Source organism: Achromobacter sp. Root565 (assembly GCF_001427425.1).
Lineage (GTDB): Bacteria > Pseudomonadota > Gammaproteobacteria > Burkholderiales > Burkholderiaceae_B > Achromobacter > Achromobacter spanius_D.
This window is the reverse complement of sequence record NZ_LMGO01000001.1, coordinates 2337016-2360799: the sequence shown is the minus strand read 5'-3', so window position 1 is coordinate 2360799 and position 23784 is coordinate 2337016. Positions and strand designations below refer to the sequence as shown.

Sequence of the window (23784 nt, the reverse complement as noted above, 5' to 3'; positions counted from 1 at the left end):
ATGCCAGGCTTTTCCAAGACGCTCGCCTACTATTGGCGGACCGTCCGCACGTCCGCCGGCGGCGCCACTTCAAAATTGCTGCGCCACGGATTGATGTCCAGCCCGCCGCGGCGCGTATACCGCGCGTATACCGTCAACTGCTCCGGGCCACAGGCCTGCATGATGTCGCTGAAGATGCGCTCGACGCAATGCTCGTGGAATTCCGCGTGCTGGCGGAACGACACCACATACCGCAGCAAGGATTCGCGATCAATCGGCTTGCCCCGGTAGCGGATCTGCACCGTGGCCCAATCGGGCTGGCCGGTCACCGGGCAGTTCGACTTCAAGAGGCGCGACGCCAGCGTTTCCTCGACCACATCGCCCGCGCGCGTGCGCAGCAACTCGGGCGCGGGCTCGTAGGTGTCGATCTCGATATCCAGCTTGTCTATATAGATGCCGTCCAGCTCGCCCATCTGCAGCTCGGAAAACCGCTGCGGAAGGAAGAAGTCCAGGCCGACCGGCGCGCCCGCAGCCGCGCTCAGGTCGCGCTCCAGCCGGCCGCGCAGCGCTGCCGAATTGACCAGGCGCGTCTGGTTGAAGGAATTCAGGTACAGCTTGAACGACTTGGACTCGATGATGTTGGGGCTGTCGGCCGGCACCGAAAACGTCGCCATCGCCACCCGAGGCTTGCCCTTGGCATCCAGCCACGACAGCTCATAGGCATTCCACAGGTCCACGCCCGTAAAGGGCAGGCTGCCGGCGGTCAGATTCAGCGCCGCCCGGTTGTGCGAGCGCGCAATGGGAAACAGCAGCGAGGGATCGTATTGCGAGGCGTAGGCCACGCTCTGCCCAAGCGGGCCGTGAGACAGGGTCATAGCTGAGATAAAGAAAAACGGGGGATGCGGCATTGTAGGCGCTTGGAAAACCGGCTGATTTTCCACAATGTGAAACGTAACTCCCGGCATGTGAAAGTCCGTGCTGCGCAGCAGCGGGGCGGCATTTCACAAACGACAATGGCGTTTCATTATACAAAATCACGCTCATAACTCATTGATTTATCAGGCTAAAATTTTTCGTCTTGTATAAGACCCGGCTTCACATTGCTCCGCAGCACAGGCATAGACTTTCTTCCATCGATTCACGCAACGCCAGACGCGAATCTTTTGAAGTCTCTTATCACTGACCAGGAGCATCACAATGAGCAATCGCGAAACCGAAATCCGCAACCTTCAGAAAGATTGGGCCGAAAACAACCGCTGGCAGGGCATCAAGCGCGACTACAGCGCCGAGGACGTCATCCGCCTGCGTGGCTCGATCAGCGTCGAACACACGCTCGCCCACCGCGGCGCCACGCGCCTCTGGGAACTCCTGCACAGCGAGCCGTTCGTGAATTCGCTCGGCGCCCTGACCGGCAATCAGGCCATGCAGCAGGTCAAAGCCGGCCTGAAGGCCATCTACCTGTCGGGCTGGCAGGTCGCCGGCGATGCCAACCTGGCCGGCGAAATGTATCCCGACCAGTCGCTCTATCCCGCCAACTCCGTGCCGCAGGTGGTTCGCCGCATCAACAATTCGTTGACGCGCTGCGACCAGATCCAGTGGATGGAAGGCAAGAACCCGGGCGACGAAGGCTATATCGACTTCTTCGCGCCGATCGTGGCGGATGCCGAGGCCGGCTTTGGCGGTGTGCTCAACGCGTATGAACTGATGAAGGCCATGATCGAGGCCGGCGCGTCGGGCGTCCACTTCGAAGACCAGCTCGCTTCCGTGAAGAAGTGCGGCCACATGGGCGGCAAGGTGCTGGTGCCGACCCGCGAAGCCGTGGCCAAGCTGGTCTCGGCCCGCCTCGCTGCCGACACGATGGGCACGCCCACGCTGCTGCTGGCACGCACCGACGCCGACGCCGCCGACCTGGTGACCAGCGACGTCGACGAAAACGACCGTCCCTTCATTACGGGCGACCGCACGGTGGAAGGCTTCTTCCGTACCCGCGCCGGCATCGATCAGGCCATTTCCCGCGGCCTGGCCTACGCGCCGTACGCCGACTTGATCTGGTGCGAAACGTCCACGCCCAACCTGGAATACGCCCGCAAGTTCGCGGACGCCATCCATCGCCAGTTCCCGGGCAAGCTGCTGGCCTACAACTGCTCGCCGTCCTTCAACTGGAAGAAGAACCTGGACGACGGCACCATCGCCAAGTTCCAGCGTGAACTGGGCGCCATGGGCTACAAGTTCCAGTTCATCACGCTGGCCGGTTTCCACGCGCTGAACTACGGCATGTTCGAGCTGGCCCACGGCTACGCCCGCCGCCAGATGAGCGCGTTCGTGGAACTGCAGCAGAAGGAATTCGCCGCTGCCGAAATGGGCTTCACCGCCGTGAAGCACCAGCGCGAAGTGGGCACGGGCTACTTCGACGCCGTGACGCAGACGATCGAGGGCGGCAAGTCGTCCACGACCGCGCTGACCGGCTCGACCGAAGAAGCGCAGTTCGAACACGGCAAGACGCAGAAGGCTGCGTAACGCGGCGGTATCGGCCGGCGGCGCCCGGCCCCCGCGAGGGATGCCGGGCGCCGCATGCAGGTGTGTAGTTGCAGGTGCTGTTGTAGGGTGGATTCAAGGGTGCCTGCGGGCACCCTCTTTTTTTGTTTCACGATGACGCTACTACCGCAGTACGCTGGACTGTGCGAAGGCCAGGGTGCCCGAACGGTCTTCTCCTTTTTCATCGTCAGGAGCCATCCATGAACGCATCCACGCACGCCATCATCCGTGAAACCGCAGAGGCATCCGCACAAGGCCGCATCCACTTCGGCCAAGTCGTCGGTCAATTGGCCGACGCGGGTGTCGAATCCTATGTGGTCGACTTCCGGGCTCACCGTACCGCCTACTACCTGCCTGATGACCAGACGCTCGACATCCCGCTGGATGTCCCAGATGTCGACATCGCCAATGACTTCGATGCGGCCGCACTGCAAGCCGCGATTCGCGGCGCGCAGCGGGGCGAGGTGATGTACCCGGAATTCAAGCGGTTAAGTTGCGCGGCGGGCTGCGTCGGCTACGCGGTGTGGATCGCGGGCCGGCACGTTACGTATTTCGGCCGCCGCGGCGAAGCCCATGACGAGAAGTTTCCCGACTGAACCCGGGCGGCCCTAGCAGACCTATGCGGCGGCGCGCTCTTCCTTCAGCGAGGCCATGTCGATCACGAAGCGATACTTCACATCGTTCTTCACCAGCCGCTCATAGGCATCGTTGACGGCCTGGATCGGCACCATCTCCACATCGCTGACGATGTTGTGTTCGGCGCAAAAATCCATCATCTCCTGGGTTTCTTCCATGCCGCCGATCGCCGAGCCCGCCAGGGACTTGCGGCCCATGATGAGGTTGGCGCCGGGGATCGGATCCAGCGGCGTCAATGCGCCCACCAGCGCCATGGTGCCGTCCAGCGCCAGCAGCGCCATGTACGGATTGACGTCATGGCTGACGGGCACGGTGTTCAGGAGGAAGTCGAAGGTGCCGGCGTGCGCCGCCATGGCGTCGGCATCGCGCGAGACCAGCACGTCGTCCGCGCCCAGGCGCTTGGCGTCGCGCGCCTTGTCCGCAGACGTCGTGATCATCACCACGTGCGCGCCCATCGCGTGCGCAAACTTCACACCCATATGGCCCAGGCCACCCAGACCGATGACGCCCACCTTCTTGCCCGGGCCGACCTTCCAGTGGCGCAGCGGGGAATAGGTGGTGATGCCGGCGCACAGCAGCGGCGCGACCGCCTTCAGGTCGAGCTTGTCGGACACCTTCACGACAAAATGCTCGCGCACCACGATGCGATCGGAGTAGCCGCCAAACGTCAGTTGGTCGCTGCCGCGCTCCTTGTCGTTGTAGGTCAGCGTGGCGTTCTCTTCGCAATACTGTTCCAGGTTCAGCTGGCACGCCTTGCAATGGCGGCACGAGTCCACCATGCAGCCCACGCCGGCGTAATCGCCCACCTTGAACTTCGACACGTTCTTGCCCACCTGGGCGACGCGGCCGATGATTTCGTGCCCGGGCACCATCGGGTACATGGAATTGCCCCAGTCGCCGCGTGCCTGGTGCAGGTCGGAGTGGCAGATGCCGCTGTACAGGATGTCGATCAGCACATCGTCATCGCCGGGTTCACGGCGCGTGAAGCTGAAAGGGACGAGCGGCGTGTCGGCGCTGTGAGCGGCGTAGCCTTGGGCTTGGATCATGACGGCCTCTTGGGATATTTGTTGAGCAGGCGTTCACAATATGCCGGGCAGGAACCGCGTTCAAGCTAGAATTTCGGCATGATTTATTGAATGAATTTGCATAATCATGCCGCTCGATAACCTGTCCCATCTTGCCGCTTTCTCAGCGGTGGCCCGCCTGGGCAGTTTCCGCAAGGCGGGCGAAGATCTCAGCCTGTCCACGTCGGCGGTCAGCTACGCGATCCGGAAACTGGAGGAGCGGCTGGGCGTGAATCTCTTTAACCGCACGACGCGCAGCGTGGCCCTGACCGACGCGGGCCAGCGTCTGGCCGAGCGCCTGCAGCCCGTGCTGCACGGGCTGGACGACGCGCTGGACGAAATGAACCACTTTCGCGGCTCGGCCGCCGGCACGCTGCGCATCAACACGTCGCGCGCGGCCTCGTACCTGCTCTTGATGCCCATGGCGGGGCGGTTCCTGGCCGCCTATCCGGACATCCGGCTGGAGATCGGCGAAGACGACAGCTTTGTCGATATCGTGAAGTCCGGCTTCGACGCTGGCGTGCGGCTGATCGACGCCGTGCCCGAGGACATGGTGGCGGTGCCGATCGGCCCGGCGCTGCGATCGGTGGTGGTGGCCTCGCCGGAGTATCTGCGGGACCGCGAGGCGCCACGGCATCCGGCTGACTTGATGAGGCACGAGTGCGTGCGCTACCGCTTTCCCAGCGGCCGGTACTTCAAGTGGGAATTCAAGCGGGACGGCGAGGCGCTGGAGTTTGACGTGCCGGGGCGTTTGGCCCTGAGCGACGTGCATGCCGAGGTTAGGGCGGCCACCGACGGCATCGGCATCGGCTACGTGCCGGAAAACTACGTCGCCGGACTGTTGGCATCCGGCAGGCTGGTGCGGCTGCTGGACGACTGGTGTCCCACGATCCCCGGCTTCATGCTGTATTACCCCCGGCAGCGCCGCGTGTCATCGGCGCTGCGGGCGTTCATCGACATGGCGCGCCAGTGACGCGCCGCGCGCGCCGCCGCCGGCCCGGCTAGCCCGCTTCGGCCTCGGCGCCGTACAGCGCCGCCAGGCATTCGGCCAGCGGCGCGATGCCTTTGGCCAGTTCCTCGACTGCGGCGGCGTCCACGCGCGGCAAGGGCGGGATCTCGGCCAGCACGCGCACGCCGCCAAAGCGCTCAATGGCTTCCTTGTTGCCCGCGGACGGCGGGCCGCTCATCACCACGCCCAGCACCGGAATTGCGCTCCGCTGCAATGCCGCGAGGCTTAGCAAGGTGTGGTTGATGGTGCCCAGCCCGCTGCGCGCCGACAGCACCACCGGCATGTCCAGGCGCGCGATCAGGTCGATCATCATGTGCGTGTCGTCGATCGGCACGTACAGGCCGCCGGCGCCTTCCACGATCAGGGGTGCGCGCGTTGGGGGCGGCACGATGCTCGTGGCATCGACCACGGTGTCTTCCAGCGTGGCGGCGGCCCACGGCGACAGCGGCGCCTGTAGCACGTAGGCGGGCAGGTGCAGACGCTGCGGCGGCAGTTGCGCCAGCTGGGCCACGGTGTCGGTGTCGCCAGGATCCTCGGCCACGCCGGTCTGCACCGGCTTCCAATAGTCCGCATTCCAGGCGCGCGCCAGGATGGCCGACACCAGCGCTTTTTCCGATACCGGTATCGGTGCCCGTCACGAAAACCCCGATGGGCCGCCGCGTCGATGTCTTCTGCATACTGCAAGCCAGGCGAATGGTCACCATGGCCCCATGTTGGTCCAGTGCGGCCGGACAGCGCCGGAACCCGCATACGTGCCGCGGGCGTAGGAAAGTCGGGCTGCGGCAGGGTGATGGACGGCCGCGACGGCCCTGCACCGTTGTATCAGTTGCCCCGACCGCGCGCCACCCGTCACATAGATCAGTGCCGGTGGAGGGGCGGGCGGCGAGAGGGGCGAGCGTGGCGGCGGGGCGGCGGCAAATCCTCTTTGGCGTCTTGATTCAAATCAAGGCGATCGGGGACGGGCCTGATTACCATCGCCAACATGCGTGCCAAATCCATTTTCGCCGTCCCGGCCAGCCTGCCCGATACCGACCGCCAGCAACGCCGCCATGCGCTGGTGCGTCTGTCGCTCGCCTGGCTGGCAATGATGCAGGTCATGATGTTCGCGTGGCCCGGCTATCTGCGCCACGAATCCATGCCCGCGGACGCGCTGGAAACCCTGGACTGGGCCATCGTCCTCATGAACTGGGCCAGCTTCGCGCTGACCGTTCCGGTCGTCCTGTATTCGGCATGGCCCATCTGGCGCCACGCGGGCGCCAACCTGCGGCAGGGCCGCGCTGGCATGGACGTGCCGGTGGCGCTCGGCATCATCGCCGCCTTCATCCCCAGCGTCCACGCCACTTATACGGGGCGGGGCGAAGTCTATTTCGATTCGGTCACGATGTTCGTGGCGTTCCTGCTGACCGCCCGCTATCTCGAACTGTGCGCCCGCCAATCCTTCGGCGGCGCGGGTTCTGCCGGCCGGCGCCATGCCCGCGTTGAAGACCAGCGCCTGCAACTGGGCGCGCGCGCCGACCGGGTGGCGTCGCGGTTCGTCATGGTGCAGGTCTTGCTTGCGCTGGCCGCCGCAGCGGGCTGGGCCTACATCGATCCCGCCCACAGCATCCCGGTCATGGTGGCGCTGCTGGTCATGAGCTGTCCCTGCGCCATGTCCATGGCCGTGCCCACCGCCATGGCCTCCGCGCACAGCGCGCTGGCGGCACACCCCGACATGCCCGAGGCCGCGCTTGACGCGCTGCTTGCCGAGGCCCGGCGCAAGGCGCGGCAAAACCTGTACGTCTCGCTCGTCTGGCATCTGCTGATGACGCCGCTGGCGCTGGTGGGCTGGGTCACGCCCTGGCTTGCCGCCATCACCATGCTGGTGTCGTCGCTGGCCGTGGCCTACAACTCCTGGCGCCTGTGCCGACGCGACTGGTCGGGCCGTCTGGCCGCTGACGCCGCGCTGGGGGCAGCGCCATGACCATCCTCTACCTGCTCCTGCCGCTGTCGCTGCTTTTCGTGCTGGCGATCGGCGTATCGCTGTGGTGGGCCGTCTTCAACGGCCAGTACGACGACACCGACAGCGCCGGCGCGGCCATCCTGCGCGACGACGACAGCGGCGCTGCCGGCCGCCGCTAGTTGCCGCCGCAAATTACCGCCGCTGATCGCCGCCGCGGACCCAACCGCGGCGCATCGGCAAGGCCTTTTCGCGGCCCGATACCCCTAACAGCGTTGCGGTTATGCAGCGATGTCCAAGGCGTCGCAACCCGGTTGATCCAAATCAACGCCTCCTCGAGTGACTAGTCCCATCATCGAAGCCTGGAAGTTCTTGTTACTTTAGGGGATGGGTGATGAACGATTGCCCCGCAATCGCAAGCAAGTCCGATACCTTCAACTACAAGGTCGTGCGGCAGTTCGCCATCATGACCGTGGTCTGGGGCATTGTCGGCATGGCTGTCGGTGTTTTTTTGGCCGCTCAGCTAATTTGGCCTCAATTGAATTTCGACACCGCATGGCTCAGCTACGGCCGCCTGCGCCCGCTGCACACCAACGCCGTGATCTTCGCCTTCGGCGGCAGCGCACTTTTCGCGACGTCCTATTACGTCGTCCAGCGCACCTGTCAGGCGCGCCTGTTCTGCGACAAGCTGGCCGCCTTCACATTCTGGGGCTGGCAGGTCGTCATCGTGGCCGCGGCCATCACCTTGCCGATGGGCTTTACCAGCAGCAAGGAATACGCCGAACTCGAATGGCCCATCGACATCCTGATCACGCTGGTCTGGGTCGCTTACGCCATCGTGTTCTTCGGCACCATCATCAAGCGCCGGTCCAAGCACATCTACGTGGCCAACTGGTTCTTCGGCTCGTACATCCTCACCATCGCCATCCTGCACATTTTCAACAACATTGAAATGCCGGTGTCGATGTGGAAGTCCTACTCCGCCTACGCGGGCGTGCAGGACGCCATGGTGCAGTGGTGGTACGGTCACAACGCGGTGGGCTTCTTCCTGACCACCAGCTTCCTGGGCATGATGTATTACTTCGTGCCCAAGCAGGCCGGCCGTCCCATCTACTCGTATCGCCTGTCCATCGTCCACTTCTGGGCGCTGGCCTTCACGTACATGTGGGCGGGCCCGCACCATCTGCTGTATACGTCGCTGCCCGACTGGACCCAGTCGCTGGGCATGACCTTCTCGCTGATCCTGCTGGCGCCTTCCTGGGGCGGCATGATCAACGGCATCATGACCCTGCAGGGCGCCTGGTACAAGCTGCGCACCGACCCGATCCTGAAGTTCATGGTCACCGCGCTGTCGTTCTACGGCATGTCCACGTTCGAAGGCTCGATGATGTCGATCCGCACCGTGAACGCGCTGTCGCACTACACGGACTGGACCATCGGCCACGTGCACTCCGGCGCGCTGGGCTGGGTCGCCATGATTTCGTTCGGCTCGCTCTATTACCTGATCCCGCGCCTCTATGGCCGCGAAAAGATGTACAGCGTGAAGGCCATCGAACTGCACTTCTGGATCGCGACCATCGGCGTGGTGCTGTACATCGCCGCCATGTGGATCGCCGGCGTGCAGCAAGGCCTGATGTGGCGAGACACGGCGCCGGACGGCACTCTGGTCTACAGCTTCGTCGAGGAACTGAAGACGCGCGTTCCGTACTACCTGATCCGTTTGCTGGGTGGAACCCTGTTCTTGTGCGGTGTGTTCGTCATGGCCTGGAACGTATGGAAGACGGTGAGCGGCGCGACCGCGGTCAACCCCGCCATTCCGCAAGACGATTCCCATGCCGCCCGTCCGACGGTCCCCGCGACCGCCGTGCCGGCCACTGTTTGACGAGGACATCATGGCCAACAAGAATCACGGCTTCTTTTCTCACCAGACCCTCGAGAAGAACATCGGCTGGATGATCATCGCCAGCATCCTGGTGGTCTCCTTCGCGGGCCTGGTCCAGATCATCCCGCTGTTCTTCCAGCACAGCACCACCCAGCCCGTGGCGGGCGTCGAACCCTACAGCCCGCTGCGGCTGATGGGCCGCGACGTCTACATCCGCGAAGGCTGCGTGGGCTGCCACTCTCAACAGGTGCGCGTGCTCGCCGCCGAGGTCCAGCGCTACGGCTCGTATTCGCTGGCGTCCGAGTCGGTGTTCGACCACCCGTTCCTGTGGGGGTCCAAGCGCACGGGTCCCGACCTGGCGCGCGTTGGTGAACGCTACTCCGACGACTGGCACCGCCGCCACCTGCGCGATCCGCGCAAGGAAGTGCCGGAATCCAACATGCCTGCCTATCCGTGGCTGGAAAAGACGGTCATCACCGGCCAGAACGTCGACCAGCGCATGCGTGCCCTGCGTGCCCTGGGCGTGCCCTACACCGACGAGGAAATCGCCGCCGCGCCCAAGGCCATCGAGGGCAAGACGGAAGAAGACGCGCTGGTGGCGTACCTGCAAGGCCTGGGTGTTGGCGTTCGCAAGGCGCAGTTGGCCAAGCAGGCCGAAGAGGCCAAGGCCGAAGCCGCCAAGAAGGCTCAACAACCCGCCGCCCAATCGGCCGTGCAACCCGCCGCGCCCGCGGCCACAGGAGGCTGATCATGGTCGGCTACCTGAGCGCAATCGTCACCGCCATCTCGATGGCAACCTTTTTCGGCATCGTCTGGTGGGCCTGCTCGCGCGGCCGCCAGGGCGCCAACCGCGAATCGGCCATGTTGCCGTTCGCACTGCCCGATGAATTCGGGCAGGCACAACAAGATGGAGCGAATCGGTCATGAGCGATTTCGTCAATGGCTTCTGGGGGTATTTCATCTCGATCGTCGCCGTGGGCGGGGTGGTGTGGTGCGTGTGGCTGCTGTACACGCAACGCCGCTGGCTCAGCGCCAAGCCGGCCAGCGGCCAGGTCGAGGACACCGGCCACGTCTGGGACGGCGACCTGACCGAGCTCAACAACCCGGTCCCCACCTGGTGGACGTGGATGTATCTGCTGGCCTGCGCCTTTGCATTGGGTTATCTGTTCCTGATGCCGGGCCTGGGCGAATACAAGGGCAAGCTGGGCTTCAGCAGCGCCGGGGAACTGGAGCAGCAGCAGGCCAAGATGGCCGAAGCTGTCCGGCCCATCTACGCGCGCTTCGACATCATGACGGTGCCGCAGATTGCACAGGATCCGGGCGCCCGCGAAATCGGCCAGCGCCTCTTCCTGAACACCTGCTCGCAGTGCCACCGGTCGGATGCCAAGGGTGGCCCCGGCTATCCCAACCTGACGGACGACGACTGGCTGCACGGCGGCTCGCCCGAAGCCATCATGCAGACCATCAAGGAAGGTCGCCACGGCATCATGCCGCCCTGGAAGGCATCCATCGATCCCAAGATGGCCGGCGATATCGCGCAATACGTGCGTTCGCTGTCGGGCCTGACCGCCGATCCGATCCGCGTATTCCGCGGCAAGCGTGAATTCGCCAACTTCTGCGTCGCCTGTCACGGTGTCGATGGCAAGGGCAACCAGCTCGTCGGCGCGCCGAACCTGACGGACGACGTCTGGCTCTACGGCAGTTCGGAAGCCAGCATCGTCAAGACCATTCTTGACGGCCGCGACAACCAGATGCCGGCGCACGAGCACATCCTGACCCCGGATCAGATCAAGATCCTGACTGCCTGGGTCTGGGGTCTGTCGAACAAGCCCGACGCGCAGAACCCGTCGCAGAACCCGGCGCAGGGACAGGCCGCTGCGGCGCCCGCCGTGTCCGGCACGGCGAAGCAGTGAATGGGCAGCACGTAAATGGGAGGCCGCGTCGCGGCCTCCCATATCACTAAGCACTTACAAGCACGGAGCAGCAAATGGAAGATGGGTCAACCGCAAGCGTCAGCAGTTCGCCTGGCGGTGACCCGCCGCCCTGGCGGCCGCACACACGGCCGCCGCGTCCGGGTCAGGAAACCCTGGAACAGACACTGGCGGAGGTGCGCAGCAAGATCTATCCGCGATCCGTCAGTGGCATCTTTGCCCGCTGGCGTATCGCGTTCGTCTTTATCACGCAGATCATCTTCTACGGCTTGCCCTGGCTGCAATGGAACGGGCGCCAGGCCGTGCTGTTCGACCTGGGCGCGCGCAAGTTCTACATCTTCGGCCTGGTGCTGTGGCCGCAGGATGTCGTGTACCTCGCCGTGCTGCTCATCATCTCGGCATTGGCGCTGTTTCTCTTCACTGCGGTGGCCGGACGGCTGTTCTGCGGGTACGCCTGTCCCCAGACCGTCTATACCGAAATCTTCATGTGGATCGAGCGCAAGGTCGAAGGCGACCGCATCGCGCGCATCCGGCTGGACGAATCGCCCTGGAGCTGGCGCAAGTTCCGCCTGAAATTCACCAAGCATTTCCTGTGGATCGCGCTGGCGTGGTGGACGGGTTCCACGTTCATCGGCTATTTCGCGCCGATCCGCGAACTGGGCCACGAACTCTTCGCGCTGCAGCTTGGCGCGTGGCAATGGTTCTGGATGCTGTTCTACGGTTTTGCCACCTGGGGCAACGCCGGCTTCATGCGCGAATCGGTCTGCAAGTACATGTGCCCGTACGCCCGTTTCCAGAGCGTGATGGTCGATCCGGACACCTTTGTCGTCACCTACGACAAGCGCCGCGGCGACCCGCGCGGGGGCCGTTCGCGCAAGGTCGATCACAAAGCCAAGGGGCTGGGCGACTGTGTCGACTGCAGTCTTTGCGTGCAGGTCTGCCCGACCGGCATCGACATCCGCGATGGCCTGCAGTACATGTGCATCGGCTGCGGCGCGTGTATCGACGCCTGTGATCAGGTGATGGACAAGATGCAGTACGAGCCTGGCCTCATCCGCTACACGTCCGAACACGCCATGCTGGACGGCCTGTCGTCAAAGAGCGCGCGGTCGCACCTGCTGCGGCCGCGTGTCCTGATCTACGGCGCGCTGATCCTGGTGCTGGCGATTGCCTTTGTGGCGTCGCTGGTGGTGCGCAATCCCCTGCGTGTCGACATCATGCGCGACCGGGGCGGCCTGGGCCGCGAGGTCGCGGGCGGCATGATCGAAAACGTCTACCGCCTGCAGATCATCAACACATCGGACTCGCCGATGCGCCTGCGCCTGTCGGCCGAAGGCATGCCCGACCTGGCGGTGATGGCAGGCCGGCAAGGTTCGGACGTGGTCGACGTCGAGCCCGCCGCCAACAAGCTCTTGCCCATGGTCATCCGTGCGCCGGCGGGCGCCGAGCCGGGGGCCCATGCCATCACGCTGCGCGCCAAGGGGCAGGACGGCGAGAACCGGCAGGTTGAAACCGACGAAGCCGCCAGTTTCTACGTGCCCGAGTAGGGCTGATATCCGCCCTGGCCACGACAAGGAATATTCATGAACACTGCACAAATCACCCTCGACCCCGCCGACGCGGCGCGTCTCGTCAAACCCTGGTATCGCGAGCCCTGGCCGTGGATCCTGATGGCCGGCCCGTTTGCCGCCATGGTCGGCTGCTTCATCACCATCTACTTCGCGATGACCCAGTTCGCCAGCCAGCCCATCCAGGAGGGCGTGGTCAAGCGCGGTCTGGTCATCGAACAGACCGCGTCCGGCGCGGCCGCGAGCCCGGCGCCGGCGGCCGCCAGCCCAGCAGCCGCCAAACCTTGATCGGGGGAGTTCACGCATGGGATTTCGATCGTTGATGTGGATCCTGTGGCCGTCGTTCATGGCGGCTGCTGCGGGAAGCGCGCTGATCTTTGCCCTGATCGACCCGCTGGACGTGGCCATCTTCGGACACGTCCCGACGGGCCGGATGGGCTTTTACACCGTGTCGTTCTTCGTCCTGTGGGTGATGGCGGGCCTGTCCAGCGCGCTGACGGCTTACCTGATGCCCAAGGTGGAAGAGGACGACGACTTCTAGTCCAGTGTTCCCAAAAAGAAAACACACCGTTCCGCCAGGCTGAACAAGCGCGGGCTGCGCGACGGGTAAAATCCTCCGGCTATGGTCAAGTTGGGGGCTCGCGTGCAGCCAGTCATTGCAGTACAAGGCTTATCCAAGCAATATGCGTCCGGATTTCAGGCGCTCAAGAACGTCAACCTGGACATCCAGCGCGGCGAAATTTTTGCGTTGCTCGGGCCGAACGGCGCGGGCAAGACGACGCTGATCAGCATCATCTGCGGCATCGTCAATCCCACCCACGGCACGGTGCTGGCCGATGGGCACGACATCGTGACGGATTATCGTGCCGCCCGGTCCAAGATCGGACTGGTGCCGCAGGAAATCTCCACGGACGCCTTCGAAAGCGTCTGGAACACGGTCACCTTCAGCCGCGGGCTGTTCGGCAAGCCCGCAGACCCCGCCTATATCGAAAAGGTCTTGCGCGATCTGTCGCTGTGGGACAAGAAGGACAGCCGCATCATGGCGCTGTCCGGCGGGATGAAGCGGCGCGTCATGATTGCCAAGGCGCTGTCGCATGAGCCGGCCATTTTGTTTCTGGACGAGCCCACGGCGGGCGTCGACGTCGAACTGCGGCGCGGCATGTGGGAAATGGTGCGGCGACTGCGCGAAAGCGGCGTCACCATCATCCTGACCACGCACTACATCGAAGAAGCTCAGGAAATGGCGGATCGCATCGGCGTGATTCGCAAGGGTGAAATCATCCTCGTCGAAGAAAAGGATGCGCTGATGGCAAAGCTGGGTAAGCGCCAGCTTGCGCTGACGCTGAAGGTGCCGCTGCCGGGCATTCCAACGGCGTTGGACGCCTACCAGCTTGAACTTTCGCCGGACGGCTACAAGCTTGTCTATACCTACGACAACGAGCGCGGCGGCGATATTTCGCGTCTGCTGCAGGACTTGAGCCGCCTGCAGATTGAATTTGCAGACCTGAACACCTCGGAAAGCTCGCTCGAGGACATCTTTGTCAGCCTGGTGCACGGTCAATCATGAACTTCTACGCCATACGCGCCATCTACCTTTTCGAAATGGCCCGCGCCTGGCGCACGCTGATGCAAAGCGTGCTGTCGCCGGTGATTTCAACGTCGCTCTATTTTGTCGTGTTCGGCTCGGCCATCGGTTCGCACATGGTCGAAATTGACGGTGTGAGCTACGGGGCGTTCATCGTTCCGGGCATGATCATGCTGTCGCTCTTGACGCAGAGCGTGGCCAATGCCTCGTTCGGCATCTACATGCCGCGCTTTTCCGGCACGATCTACGAGATCCACTCCGCGCCCATTTCGTACGTGGAAATCCTGATGGGTTACGTCGGTGCGGCCGCCAGCAAGTCCATCATTCTGGGCCTCATCATGCTGGCCACCGCGCGCCTGTTCGTGGCGTTCGACGTGGCGCATCCGTTCTGGATGCTGTCGTTCCTGGTGCTGACCGCGGTGACGTTCAGCCTGTTCGGCTTCATCATCGGGATCTGGGCCGATGGGTTTGAAAAGCTGCAGATCATTCCGCTGATGATCATCACGCCGCTGACCTTCCTGGGCGGCACGTTCTATTCGATCAACATGCTGCCGCCGTTCTGGCAGACGGTCACGCTATTCAATCCCGTGGTCTATCTGGTCAGCGGTTTCCGCTGGGCATTCTTCGGCGTGGCGGACGTCAGCATTGGGATCAGCGTGGGCATGACGCTGGCCTTCCTGGTTGCGTGCCTGATCGGCGTTCGCTGGATCTTCAAGACAGGCTACCGCTTGAAGACCTGATTTGGCATGGCCCCCGGGCCTGCCGGAGTGCCGCCCAGTAAAGACAACGCGCCGCATGACCCGTTCGGGGCATGCGGCGCGTTGTCTTTACTGGGGCAGCGGTCGCGGGTGTGCGTCTGCGTTTGCGTCTGCGTGCCCGTCAATGCCTGGGCTTACCGCGCCGGCTGCATCTTCATCAGGCGATCGCGAAGCTGGGGGTCCTGCTGCACGGCTTGGCCGATGCCGTTGAATTCCTCGACCGTCAAACCGTCCGCGCGGACCAGCTTGACCATCTTTTCGTCAGCTTCCTTAACGACTTTCTGCTTGGCGTCGTCGGTCTTGGCGGCGTCGACCTTGGGACGATATTCGTCAACGACGCCAGAAATCTTCATCGAGGCCGAAGCGAACTTCTGCAATTGCTGATCCGTTGGCTTCTGCACGGCGGGCGCCATGCCCGGCGGGGTTTGCGCTTGTGACTGCGTCTGTGCCGGGGCCTGCGCGCCCTGTTGCGCCAAAGCAGGTGCACCGGACAGCGCCGTCGTCAGAATGGCGGCGGATAGGAATGCGTATTTGGAACGCTGCATGAAAACTCCTTGTTCCGGTTGAAAGTCCGACCATGATGACGAACCGGGCCGCCGTGGGACAAGTTTCGCGATGTGTTTTCCTGTGTCGGCAGGCCACGAGATTGCGCACGCGTGGTGCGGGGGGCCGCCCCGGGGGCCGCCGGGACCCCGGGTTCGAAACGTTTTGCGCGGTTTCGTAGTCGCTGCTGGCCGCGATGTGTCCTTAGGCTTGTCCGGCGGACTCGGATGTGGCGCGTTTGCGGCTTCAGGCGGCGTACCAGAACACCGCAAAGAAATGGCAGACGGTGCCGGCCAGTACGAACAGATGCCAGATGAAATGGCTGTAGCGCCAGCGGTTGTCGAACACGAAGAACACCACGCCGCCGGTGTACGCGAGGCCGCCCGCCACCAGCCACCACAGGCCGCCGGCCGGGACCAGTTCAAGCAGGGGTTTGACCGCGATGACGACGATCCAGCCCATCGCCAGGTACAGGCCGGTAGAGAGCGCGGGCCGGTTGAGCCGTTTGCTGGCCTTCAGGCCCACGCCCAGCAGCGCCAGGCCCCACACTAGTCCGAAGAGCGTCCAGCCCCATGGGCCGCGCAGCGCGCCCAGCGCGAACGGCGTGTAGGTGCCGGCGATGAGCAGGTAGATGGCCGAGTGGTCCAGCACATTGAAGATCTGCTTGGCGCGGCAGCGGGGCAGCGCGTGATAGATGGCGGACGCGAGGTACAGCAGGCACATCGATACCGCGAACACGGCGGCGCCGGCGATGAAGGCGGCATCGCCCTGGCGCACGGCGGCGGCGATCAGGAGCGGGGTGCCGGCCAGTGCACCCACGGCGCCAAGGCCGTGGCTGATGCTGTTGGCGATTTCTTCGCCCAGAGTCTGGGGGCGGTCGTTGGGAAACATGGAAGGCCTGTCTGTGACAAGTTGTCCACCTTAGGCGTTTTGGGTCGCCCGCTCAAGCGCGGGCTTCAGGTTGGCCCGACTGATCCGATGAAGGTTTGATCTGGTGCAAGGATGCTTGGCCGGAGAAGGGGAGCGAAGGAAGACGAGCGGGAAAAGGCGAGCGCCAATTTAGTTACGCTGTGATACATTTAACACGCGAACAACCTGCCCGACAGAGGCGGTGCGCGTTCTTCACTCCGGGCTTGCACGTCGGCTGCGCCAGGCGCTGCCGTGATCGACACTCTTAGGGGAAGCACTCATGAATCCGGCACTTGGCCTTACGCTTGGCCTTACGGTTGGGGCGACCTTTTCGCCCATCCTCACGCCCGCATCGGACGACAGGCATCCGCCTTGCGGAGCGGCGTAGCCGCGGCGACCGTCGTCCGGCGCTGCCAACCCCGGCGCACCGGGCGGCGCGGCAAACAGGAACTACCGAACAGGCCCTAGCAATGGCGCGCAGTTTCAGCAGTCTGTTTTTCAAAGCGGCAAAGAAAATCACCCGGCTCCAGCGCGCGGCGATGCGCCTGGCGGCCCCCAAACCCACCCGCAAGCGTGCCACATCGGCGCGCAAGACGGCCGCCGGCTCCGCGGCGGGGCGTGCGGTCAAGACGACGCGGCCCGCCGGAACCTCTGGCGCGGGCAGGGCAGCGGCGCCCGAGGCGGCGTCGCTCGGCGCCGGGCGCTGGGAGGCCTCGCGCCAGTTCACGGACAAGACGGGCCGCCGGCTGGCCTTTGCCCGATACACCCCCGCATCCGCCACCTCTGCCACAGCCGCGGGCATGCCGCTGGTCGTGATGCTGCACGGCTGCCGGCAGACGGCCGAGGCCTTCGCCACAGGGACGCGCATGAACCAGTGGGCCGACGCCGGTGACTTCATGGTGCTGTATCCGCAGCAATCCCTGGCGCGCCAGGTGCAGCGCTGCTGGCGCTGGTTTCAGCCGGATGACGAGCATGGCGGGGCCGAGGCCGATCTGATCGCGGCCCTGATCCGGTCCGAGGTCGCGCGTCATGGCCTGGACCCCGAACGCATCTACGTGGCGGGCCTGTCGGCGGGGGCGGGCATGGCGGCACTCGTCGCCCTGCGCCATCCGAGCCTGATCGCCGCGGTGGCCATGCACTCGGGGCCGGTCGTGGGCGACGCGCATAATGCGGGCAATGGCTTGAGCACCATGCGGCGCGGCAGCATCAAGCCGCTGGCGCCGCTGGTGGAATCCGTGGCGGACCCCGCCGTCTTCGACCTGGGCATGCCGGCGTTGATCTTGCACGGCCAGCTTGATCCGGCCGTGGCTCCGCGCAACGCCCGGCAATTGTTCGAACAGTTCCGCACCTTGAATGCCGCCGATCCGCACGCGTTGCCGGTCGAGCGCGTGCTGGGACTGGGCACCGAAAAGGCGTACCGCCGGGTGGATGTGCTGCGCGGCCGCAAGACGGTGCTGCGGCTGTGCGAGATCACGCGGCTTGAACACGCCTGGAGCGGCGGCGATCCCGCCATCCGGTATCACGCGCGCAGCGGTCCGGATGCGTCCGCGCTGGTGTGGCGGTTCTTTCAGGGGCAGCGGCGCACGGGCGCGATTGCTGCCGCGCAATGACGAGCGCCCGGGTCAATGGCGAGCTGCTGGCGCGCTGTGGCGCGGCGGATTGTCCGAGCATCCAGAATGATGTTGTCGCCGCCACCGGCGTCCGGGCGGCGTAACATCGCTGCAATCACAAAGCGTCAGGCGCCCGGTGCCTGTTGACGCCTCTTTGCCACCTCCAACTCTTACGGAAGTCGTCGTCATGCCCTTGTCCCTATACCAGGCGTCCGTGCCTGTATTCATCCGCGGCCTAAATGTGCTGGCCGCGTTGCTTGAAAAGGCGGCCACCCACGCGCAAACCACCGGCATCGATCCGGCGGAACTCGTCAACGCGCGCCTTGCGCCCGATATGTATCCGCTATCGGGCCAGGTCCAGCGGGCCAGCGACGCCTCGAAGTTCGCGGCACAGCGGCTGTCGCAGGGCGACGCTCCGAAATTTGCCGACACCGAAACCACGCTTGCGCAATTGCAGCAGCGCGTTGCCGACACGATCGCGTATCTGCAAAGCGTGAAGCCCGAGCAGGTCGATGGCGCGGAAAGCCGACGCATCACGCTGAGCTTTGGCGAGTTCAAGCCTGAATTCCAGGGCGACGAGTATCTGCTGACGTTCGCGCTGCCCAACTTCTACTTCCACGTGACGACCGCCTACGGCATCCTGCGCCAGGCGGGCGTACCGATCGGCAAGCTGGATTTCCTGGGACCGTACCCGCAACTGGCCCCTTGAGGGGACGGCGTGGCCCGGCGCGGCTTGGTCCGCGTCACGCCGCGCCATCATTGTTTTGCAGGGTCGCCGCAGCCTTCGGTGGGCCCCATCTTCGCCATGTTCTGCTGGATCTCCTCGGGCGTGAGGTCCTGCATGTGCGTGGCGATGGACCAGCGGTGACCGAACGGGTCCACCACCTGTCCGTAGCGGTCGCCCCAGAACATGTCGGCAGCGGGCATGGTGACTTGTGCGCCCGCCGCGACTGCCTGCTGGATCGCGGCGTCCGCGTCGGTCACATACAGGTGCAGCACGGCGGGTGTGCCCTTGAGCGCCTTCGGTCCCAGGCTGCCCCATTCCGGAAAATCATCCATCAGCATCAGGACCGAATCGCCGATCCGGATGGCTGCGTGCATGATCTTGCCGTTGGGTCCGGGCAGCCGCATCAGCTCCTCGGCATTGAAGGCTTTCTTGTAGAAGGCGAGGGCGTCGGACGCGCCCTCGCAAATGATGTGCGGCGTCAGCGTGTGCATGCCGTCGGGAATGGGCTTGGCTGCTTTGGTGGCCATGATGTGTCTCCAGGGTTGTTGAATGGCTGCGCCCGGGGCGCTAGTTGCCGACCAGCGTGGCGAAGCCGCCCCAGCACATGCGCTTGACGTCGAATACGCCCTCGCAGCACATTTCCGCCAGGCGCGGGTCGGACATCACCTTGGCGTTGATGCGATTGCGCTCTTCCTTGCTGGGATACAGGATCCACGCGAACACCACGACTTCGCCTTCGCGCGCCCCGGCCGCGGCGCTGAACGACGCGAAGCCTTCGCCGTCGATATCGTCGGCCACGCCTTCGCGGTAATCCAGCGCGCCGTGTTCGCGCCAGATGCCCTCGGCGTGCGTGGCCATTTTCTTGTACGTGTCCAGGTTGGCCTTGGGTACGCACAGCAGGAAACCGTCTATGTACTTGTCCATCGATCACTCCTCGAGTCCGTGTTGTTCTGTTTTGGGCCGGGACGTCCGCAATCCGCCTCGGCCGCCGTCCGGATTTCTGGATCGGCAGGAGCCACTTTATCGGGATCCGCGAGGCTTTCAGATAGGCAATTGCGACAATCTTGCGGGTGGATTGCGTCAGCGTGCAGGCGTATGCTTGGCGACATGAAAAACGTCGCGTTCCTGCTGCCCAAGGGGACCAATATTGCGTCCCTGGAAACCGCGCGCCACGGCTTCATGGTGGCCAACGAATACCTGCGCGCGCATGGCCGCGAGCCGCGGTTTCACGTGCGCACGCTGGCGCTGACGCGCGAGGTAAGCCTGGACGACGGACGCATCAAGGTGCAGGCCGACATGGTGCTGGCCGACGCGACCGACATCGATATCTGCATCGCGCCGCCGCTCTTGGGATCGGTGTCGGACGCGGTACTGTCCAACCGCGAGCTGATTGAATGGCTGTCGCGCCATCACCGCGATGGCGGCGAGGTCGCCAGCCTGTGCATGGGCGCCGCCCTGCTCGCGGCGGGCGGCGTGCTCGACGGGCAGCAGGCGGTGGTGCACTGGGTGGCGCAGAACCTCTATGCCAGTCTTTTTCCCACGGTGCGCTGGACCAGCGATCGCGTCGTCATGGCGGAAAACGGGGTCTATACGAGCGGGGGCGCATTTTCTGCCGCGCACCTCGTGCTGCACCTGATCGAAAAGTACACCGACCGCGACACCGCGATCTGGTGCGCCAAGTATTTCCAGCTGGACTGGAGCCGCCAGAGCCAGTTGCCGTTTTCAGTATTCATGGGGCAGAAGTCGCACGCGGACGACATCGTGCGGGCGGTGCAGGACTACATCGAAGGCCGCTACCAGGAAAAGATCACCGTCGAGGAACTGGCCGGCCGCCACGCGCTGGGCCGGCGCACGCTGGAACGGCGCTTCCGCCAGGCCACCGGCAACAGCATCGTCGAATACGTCCAGCGCGTGCGTGTGGAAGCCGCAAAGCAGCGGCTCGAAACCTCGCGCAAAAGCGTTGCCGAGGTCATGTACGAAGTGGGCTACAACGACACCAAGGCCTTTCGCGACATCTTCAACAAGTACTGCGGCATGTCGCCCGTGGGGTATCGCGAGCGGTATCAGTAGCGCGGTAAGTGCTGCACACCGAGTGCGGGGCTGCCGCGCGGGCGTAAAGGTCAAACTCGTTACAGCAGTGTTGCTGCGCCACGCCTTATCTTCGTTGTCTTTGTGGAATCGCAAACATCGCCGCGTGCAAATGTTTGCGAAATGTGTCGGGAAACCTAGACTGGGGTTTTCCCGAGGTACCCCATGAAGCTCCGCACCCATTTCGGCAATCTCTCCATTGGCACCCGGCTGGGCCTGGGCTTTGGCGCAGTCCTGGTCCTGCTGCTGGCCCTGGCCGGCGTGTCGCATTTCGAGCTGACACGCATCGGCAGCATCAACCGCGAAATCACGCAGGAAACCTGGGTGAAGGCCAGCGCGATATCGGTGGTCGACGTGACCACGCGCGCCAACGCCCGCGTCAATCTGGAACTGATCGTCAACGCCGACCCGGCCGCCATGTCGTTCGATACGTTCTGTCCGATGGGGCCGTGGATCGTCACGGCGGATGCGTTTGACGGGACCAGGACGCGCGTGCGCTGCTGGGTCAACGGCGAGCTCCGGCAGGATGGTCCCACGGAGAACATGATCTTCGACATCCCGACCCTGATCGAAACGATCTCGCGCGGCATCACGCTCTACCCGGGCGACGTGATCGCCACGGGCACGCCGGCGGGCGTGGGCATGGGAATGACGCCGCCCCGATATCTGGTGGCCGGCGACGTGGTGCGCGTGGAGGTCGAGGGGCTGGGCAGCGTCGAGAACCAATTCGTGGAGGAGGCGTCATGACGACAACATCGATCAAGGGCCTGTCGGTGGAAATCGACGGCGACGGCCCCGCATTGCTGTGCATTCACGGGCTCGGCGGCTCCTCCAACACCTGGACGCCGCTGATGGGCGCCTGGACGGGCTTTCGGGTCATCCGCCCCGATCTGCCCGGCAGCGCCAGATCCCCTTTGACGGATGGCGAGCTGTCCATCGCGGGCTATGTCGACGCGCTGGTCTCGGTGCTGAACGCGCTGGACTGCGGCGCGGTGCACGTGGCGGCGCATTCGTTGGGGACCATCGTCGCGCAGCATCTGGCGTTGAAGGAGCCGGCCCGGGTCCGGACGCTGGCGCTCTTCGGGCCGCTGGCCGAACCGCCGGAGGCGGGCAGACCGGGCATCCGGGCGCGCGCGGCGCTGGCCCGTCAGGGCGCACCCGCCATGCAGGAAATCGCCGATGCCATCGTCAAGGGCGCCACCAGCCGCCGCACCAAGGCGGAACAACCGGCGGTGCTGGCGCTGGTCCGGGAAAGCGTGATGCGCCAGCCGCCGGAAGGGTATGCGCGAAGCTGCGAGGCGCTGGCCGGCGCGAAGTCCGCCGATCTTGAGCGCCTTGGCGTGCCGGTGCTGCTGGTGACGGGCGATGAAGATGGCGTTGCACCCCCCGCGAACGTGCAGGCCATGGCGGCGCGCATCCCAAACAGCCGCTGCACCGTCGTCGCGGACTGCGGACACTGGACCACGTTCGAGCAGCCGGGCGCTTGCGTGGAAGCGTTACAGGCGTTTCACGCGGGCTTGGCCCGATGAAGCGCGGGTGACTGCGAGCTTTGCAGCACCCGATCCGCAGCACCGACGTCACACCAACACCTTTCATAAAAAAATTCTGACCCCCCGCGGGCCAGGAGGAGACCTCGCATGTCCAGAATCGCATTTACCAACGTCGTCATCTTTGACGGAAGCGGCGACGACGTCTTTGACGGAGAGTTGCTGATCGACGGCGGCCGCATCGTCGAGGTGGCGCGCCTGCCCGAACGGATCAACCGGGACGGCGCGCGCGTCGTCGATGGCAAGGGCCGGTTCCTGATGCCGGGAATGACCGAGGCGCACACGCATTTCTCGTGGAATGATCAGCCCACGCTGGCGGCCATCCAGTTCATGCCGCCCGAGGAGCACATCCTGTGGTGTGTCCGCGTGGCCAAGCGCTATCTGGAAATGGGGTGGACGTCCGCCATCGGCGCGGCGGCGGCCAAGCCGCGGCTGGACGTGGTGCTGCGCAATGCGATCAACGCCGGCGAGTGCCCGGGCCCGCGCTACCTGGCCGGCAGCCAGGAGATCACGACCATCGGCGCGCTGGGCGACAACACGCTGCCCCACATGCATTTCGAGGAGCTGAGCTTTGGGAGCGTTTGCAGCGGCCCCGAGGAAATCCGCCGCTCGGTCCGCACGTTCATCAAGTACGGCGTCGACCACTTGAAGATCAATCTGTCGGGCGAATACATCGCGGGCCTGCCGGCAGAGATGTCGCCCTTTGCGGAAGACGAAATCGCCATGCTGGCCTCGGAAGCCAAACGGTATGGCAAACGGATCGCGGCCCACGCGCGTTCCAGCGAATCGGTCAAGCAATGCGTGCGCCACGGCATCGAGATGGTGTATCACGCCAGCTTCGCGGACGACGAAGCGCTGGACATGCTGGAAGCCAACAAGCACAAGCATTTTGTCGCGCCCGGCATCGGGTGGCTGGTCCGCACCGCGTTCCATGCGTCGGACTACGGCATCACCCCCGCGATTGCAGAAAGCATGGGCTACAAGCGCGAACTGGAAATCGCCGCGGAAAGCCTGCGCAAGATGCACAAGCGCGGCATACGCATTCTGCCGGGCGGCGACTACGGATTCGCGTGGATGCCGCACGGCACGAACGCCAACGACCTCCAGTACTTCGTGGACTACATCGGCATGACGCCGGTCGAGGCGCTGGTCGCGGCCACGCGGCTGGGCGGGCAGATCATGCAGCGGCCTGACGAACTGGGGATGCTGCGTCCCGGGTATCTGGCCGACGTGGTCATGGTGGACGGCAATCCGCTGAACGACCTGGCGCTGCTGGCCGACCCGGAACGGATCGTTCTGGTGGTAAAGGACGGGAAGGTCTGCAAGGATATGTGCGGCACGGTGCAGGACGGCACGGGGAACTTGAATGCGGCCCAGCCGCTGCGTGCGGAGCCGGCCTTGGCTTGAGGCAGCGCGCGGGGAGGGGAAAGACGCCAGTTCGGACGCGCGTCGCGGTACGATTCGGCATCGCCGCCCG

The 23784-nt window shown here is 64.6% G+C and carries 26 protein-coding genes and 1 pseudogene; 20 read left to right on the top strand and 7 right to left on the bottom strand.

Annotated features, from left to right (window positions below):
• Positions 1 to 29: 29 nt before the first annotated feature.
• Positions 30 to 854: an NADPH-dependent 7-cyano-7-deazaguanine reductase QueF gene (queF, locus tag ASD71_RS10575; protein ID WP_056566746.1), complete on the bottom strand. Its 825-nt coding sequence runs from the start codon at positions 852 to 854 to the stop codon at positions 30 to 32.
• A gap of 322 nt (positions 855 to 1176) precedes the next feature.
• Here queF and aceA point away from each other — a divergent pair, with 322 nt between their 5' ends.
• Complete coding sequence (gene aceA / locus ASD71_RS10570; protein WP_056563042.1) at positions 1177 to 2496, top strand: isocitrate lyase; 1320 nt, start codon at positions 1177 to 1179, stop codon at positions 2494 to 2496.
• A 218-nt stretch (positions 2497 to 2714) separates the two neighbouring features.
• Positions 2715 to 3110, top strand: coding sequence for a DUF1398 domain-containing protein (locus ASD71_RS10565; RefSeq protein ID WP_056563040.1), 396 nt, complete (start codon positions 2715 to 2717; stop codon positions 3108 to 3110).
• 21 nt (positions 3111 to 3131) lie between these two features.
• Here the strand turns inward: ASD71_RS10565 and ASD71_RS10560 are convergent, their stop codons facing one another.
• Positions 3132 to 4196 (bottom strand): NAD(P)-dependent alcohol dehydrogenase, encoded by a 1065-nt coding sequence (locus ASD71_RS10560; protein ID WP_056563037.1) that lies wholly within the window; start codon positions 4194 to 4196, stop codon positions 3132 to 3134.
• 106 nt (positions 4197 to 4302) lie between these two features.
• Between ASD71_RS10560 and ASD71_RS10555 the strand changes: the two genes are divergently transcribed.
• Positions 4303 to 5187 carry a LysR family transcriptional regulator gene (locus tag ASD71_RS10555; protein ID WP_056563033.1) on the top strand — a complete coding sequence of 295 codons (885 nt, stop codon included), beginning with the start codon at positions 4303 to 4305 and terminating at the stop codon, positions 5185 to 5187.
• 28 nt (positions 5188 to 5215) lie between these two features.
• On the opposite strand, the pseudogene bioD reads toward ASD71_RS10555, so the two are convergent.
• Positions 5216 to 5984, bottom strand: a pseudogene (bioD, locus tag ASD71_RS10550) (dethiobiotin synthase); the annotation flags it as partial.
• A 221-nt stretch (positions 5985 to 6205) separates the two neighbouring features.
• Here bioD and ASD71_RS10545 point away from each other — a divergent pair.
• The 11 genes from ASD71_RS10545 (at position 6206) to ASD71_RS10495 (ending at position 14865) form a co-directional block, all read left to right on the top strand.
• On the top strand, positions 6206 to 7183 hold the full coding sequence (locus tag ASD71_RS10545; protein ID WP_056563030.1) for a hypothetical protein: 978 nt from the start codon (positions 6206 to 6208) through the stop codon (positions 7181 to 7183).
• Positions 7180 to 7341: a cbb3-type cytochrome oxidase assembly protein CcoS gene (ccoS, locus tag ASD71_RS10540; protein ID WP_056563027.1), complete on the top strand. Its 162-nt coding sequence runs from the start codon at positions 7180 to 7182 to the stop codon at positions 7339 to 7341. Before ASD71_RS10545 ends, ccoS begins: the two co-directional genes overlap by 4 nt.
• Before the next feature lie 212 nt (positions 7342 to 7553).
• Positions 7554 to 9041, top strand: coding sequence for a cytochrome-c oxidase, cbb3-type subunit I (ccoN, locus tag ASD71_RS10535; RefSeq protein WP_056563023.1), 1488 nt, complete (start codon positions 7554 to 7556; stop codon positions 9039 to 9041).
• A gap of 10 nt (positions 9042 to 9051) precedes the next feature.
• Positions 9052 to 9789 (top strand): cytochrome-c oxidase, cbb3-type subunit II, encoded by a 738-nt coding sequence (ccoO, locus tag ASD71_RS10530; RefSeq protein ID WP_056563020.1) that lies wholly within the window; start codon positions 9052 to 9054, stop codon positions 9787 to 9789.
• A gap of 2 nt (positions 9790 to 9791) precedes the next feature.
• Positions 9792 to 9968, top strand: a complete 177-nt coding sequence (locus ASD71_RS10525; RefSeq protein WP_056563017.1) for a cytochrome oxidase — start codon at positions 9792 to 9794, stop codon at positions 9966 to 9968.
• On the top strand, positions 9965 to 10954 hold the full coding sequence (ccoP, locus tag ASD71_RS10520; protein WP_056563012.1) for a cytochrome-c oxidase, cbb3-type subunit III: 990 nt from the start codon (positions 9965 to 9967) through the stop codon (positions 10952 to 10954). Before ASD71_RS10525 ends, ccoP begins: the two co-directional genes overlap by 4 nt.
• A 74-nt stretch (positions 10955 to 11028) precedes the next feature.
• The gene (gene ccoG, locus ASD71_RS10515) at positions 11029 to 12519 is read left to right on the top strand and encodes a cytochrome c oxidase accessory protein CcoG (RefSeq protein WP_056563010.1); all 1491 of its coding nucleotides are present in this window, start codon (positions 11029 to 11031) and stop codon (positions 12517 to 12519) included.
• A 36-nt stretch (positions 12520 to 12555) separates the two neighbouring features.
• The gene (locus ASD71_RS10510; protein ID WP_056563007.1) at positions 12556 to 12828 is read left to right on the top strand and encodes a FixH family protein; all 273 of its coding nucleotides are present in this window, start codon (positions 12556 to 12558) and stop codon (positions 12826 to 12828) included.
• 16 nt (positions 12829 to 12844) lie between these two features.
• Positions 12845 to 13081 (top strand): hypothetical protein, encoded by a 237-nt coding sequence (locus tag ASD71_RS10505; RefSeq protein ID WP_056563005.1) that lies wholly within the window; start codon positions 12845 to 12847, stop codon positions 13079 to 13081.
• A 102-nt stretch (positions 13082 to 13183) separates the two neighbouring features.
• Positions 13184 to 14107 (top strand): ABC transporter ATP-binding protein, encoded by a 924-nt coding sequence (locus ASD71_RS10500; protein ID WP_056566743.1) that lies wholly within the window; start codon positions 13184 to 13186, stop codon positions 14105 to 14107.
• Positions 14104 to 14865 (top strand): ABC transporter permease, encoded by a 762-nt coding sequence (locus ASD71_RS10495; protein ID WP_056563003.1) that lies wholly within the window; start codon positions 14104 to 14106, stop codon positions 14863 to 14865. The genes ASD71_RS10500 and ASD71_RS10495 overlap by 4 nt, the downstream gene beginning before the upstream one ends.
• Positions 14866 to 15017: 152 nt before the next feature.
• Here the strand turns inward: ASD71_RS10495 and ASD71_RS10490 are convergent, their stop codons facing one another.
• Positions 15018 to 15428 (bottom strand): DUF4168 domain-containing protein, encoded by a 411-nt coding sequence (locus ASD71_RS10490; RefSeq protein ID WP_056563000.1) that lies wholly within the window; start codon positions 15426 to 15428, stop codon positions 15018 to 15020.
• Between the two features lie 244 nt (positions 15429 to 15672).
• Positions 15673 to 16317 carry a hemolysin III family protein gene (locus tag ASD71_RS10485; RefSeq protein ID WP_056562997.1) on the bottom strand — a complete coding sequence of 215 codons (645 nt, stop codon included), beginning with the start codon at positions 16315 to 16317 and terminating at the stop codon, positions 15673 to 15675.
• A 488-nt stretch (positions 16318 to 16805) separates the two neighbouring features.
• On the opposite strand from ASD71_RS10485, the gene ASD71_RS10480 reads away from it, so the two are divergent.
• Together ASD71_RS10480 and ASD71_RS10475 are read left to right on the top strand one after the other, a co-directional pair.
• Complete coding sequence (locus ASD71_RS10480) at positions 16806 to 17945, top strand: PHB depolymerase family esterase (protein WP_056562994.1); 1140 nt, start codon at positions 16806 to 16808, stop codon at positions 17943 to 17945.
• 187 nt (positions 17946 to 18132) lie between these two features.
• Positions 18133 to 18654, top strand: a complete 522-nt coding sequence (locus ASD71_RS10475) for a DUF1993 family protein (protein ID WP_056562991.1) — start codon at positions 18133 to 18135, stop codon at positions 18652 to 18654.
• A gap of 47 nt (positions 18655 to 18701) precedes the next feature.
• On the opposite strand, the gene ASD71_RS10470 is transcribed toward ASD71_RS10475, so the two are convergent.
• Positions 18702 to 19199, bottom strand: a complete 498-nt coding sequence (locus ASD71_RS10470; protein ID WP_056562988.1) for a VOC family protein — start codon at positions 19197 to 19199, stop codon at positions 18702 to 18704.
• A gap of 40 nt (positions 19200 to 19239) precedes the next feature.
• Positions 19240 to 19596: a DUF1428 domain-containing protein gene (locus tag ASD71_RS10465; RefSeq protein ID WP_056562985.1), complete on the bottom strand. Its 357-nt coding sequence runs from the start codon at positions 19594 to 19596 to the stop codon at positions 19240 to 19242.
• A gap of 171 nt (positions 19597 to 19767) precedes the next feature.
• Between ASD71_RS10465 and ASD71_RS10460 the strand changes: the two genes are divergently transcribed.
• The 4 genes from ASD71_RS10460 (at position 19768) to ASD71_RS10445 (ending at position 23714) form a co-directional block, all read left to right on the top strand.
• Complete coding sequence (locus ASD71_RS10460; RefSeq protein WP_056562982.1) at positions 19768 to 20742, top strand: GlxA family transcriptional regulator; 975 nt, start codon at positions 19768 to 19770, stop codon at positions 20740 to 20742.
• Positions 20743 to 20925: 183 nt separating this feature from the next.
• Positions 20926 to 21507: a fumarylacetoacetate hydrolase family protein gene (locus ASD71_RS27630; RefSeq protein WP_082578854.1), complete on the top strand. Its 582-nt coding sequence runs from the start codon at positions 20926 to 20928 to the stop codon at positions 21505 to 21507.
• Complete coding sequence (locus ASD71_RS10450; RefSeq protein ID WP_056562979.1) at positions 21504 to 22289, top strand: alpha/beta fold hydrolase; 786 nt, start codon at positions 21504 to 21506, stop codon at positions 22287 to 22289. The genes ASD71_RS27630 and ASD71_RS10450 overlap by 4 nt, the downstream gene beginning before the upstream one ends.
• 108 nt (positions 22290 to 22397) lie before the next feature.
• Positions 22398 to 23714: an amidohydrolase family protein gene (locus ASD71_RS10445; RefSeq protein ID WP_056562975.1), complete on the top strand. Its 1317-nt coding sequence runs from the start codon at positions 22398 to 22400 to the stop codon at positions 23712 to 23714.
• Positions 23715 to 23784 lie beyond the last annotated feature (70 nt).